This window comes from Enterobacter sp. UPMP701 (assembly GCF_053709515.1).
Genome location: NZ_JBSKJN010000037.1, coordinates 1 through 1,185 on the forward strand (window position 1 = coordinate 1; position 1,185 = coordinate 1,185).

The following is a 1,185-nucleotide window of genomic DNA, read 5'->3' on the forward strand; positions in this document are numbered from 1 at the left end:
GTCACGCTTGTTGACAGTACTGGTCTTGCGCCGGCAGATCTGGAGGATGAACTGGAGGAGCTTGCGTTACATTTGTTAACTGCAAATATTAACCGTGCGGGTTTGCACTTTTCAGAATACGCAGCATTACATGCGCTTGCATCAGAAAAGGACTGGCACATCAATGTACGGACCGGCGATGAAAGCCGGTTAGACTGGGTTGGCAAGAAAGGCGTACGCCCTAAGCCTGCCGGGATCTATCAAAAGACCAACAAGGTCGGTCCGTTTAAAGGGCTGGTATTATATGGGATAAATGAAATGCAAAAAATGGTGAACGATATTCATGTCATCAATCATCCCGGGGAAAGCGCATCGCCGTCAATAAGAGCCCTGGCAAAGGAAGGTTATCATGCACATATCCTCACGCCAGACCAGAAGGTACTGACCGATCGCTTTGATAATGTATTATATGGCGATATTGATATCCACAGTGTTTTACAAGGAAACGGTGTTCCCGTAGCCCCGGAACTCTGGGTGGCTTCTGTCAATAGTGCGCTGGAGGGAACCGGTCTTCATAAACCCGGCAATCTGCTGGGATGGGGGCATCATTCGGTAGTGAAGGAATATGGTGTTTATGCTCACTCCCCTGTACAACATGGTGCTCACGATGAATGGAGTGAGCGAAATAATGAAACCTATGCTGGCGGGATCAATATGGGGCCACTGCCAGGCGTTCTGAATATCAGAAGGTCTTCCAGCATCAGTGATTATGAGCTGTTTAATACGCAGCAATACCGCGATTACTTATGTGCATTTTCTGCCACTGGTGATGCTGTTTATACAGAGAATGCCTGGCGGGCAGGCAGGCAGCGAATAAAAAAAGTGGAAAGGCTGAATATACCGGGGATCATTTCTGGGGTCCGGAAACGCGCGCTGAAACGACTGAATCAAAATTAATTTCATTTTACCTGCTTACCTTTACTGTGGTTGGCCTGACGATATCTTCGCCCTGACAAATATGTCAGTATTGCGTAATTTTATACAATACGTAATAGCTGAGTCCCAATCCCGTTTTTATGATCATTCCTTCAGTGTATCCAGTTTCTGATTGATATCTTACACGGGATCTCGGGCAGAAAACGGAGACGGAAGCTGTGTCTCATCTGACCACAAGCGTTGCAATTGCCGTTTTCGGATATGCCTCAG

1 protein-coding gene is annotated in these 1,185 nt (G+C 47.0%); it reads left to right on the top strand.

Annotated features, from left to right (window positions below; translation table 11 throughout):
• The coding region (locus ACWKXT_RS24185) for a hypothetical protein (RefSeq protein WP_454533558.1) at positions 1-936 on the top strand (936 nt) is incomplete at its 5' end.
• Positions 937-1,185 lie beyond the last annotated feature (249 nt).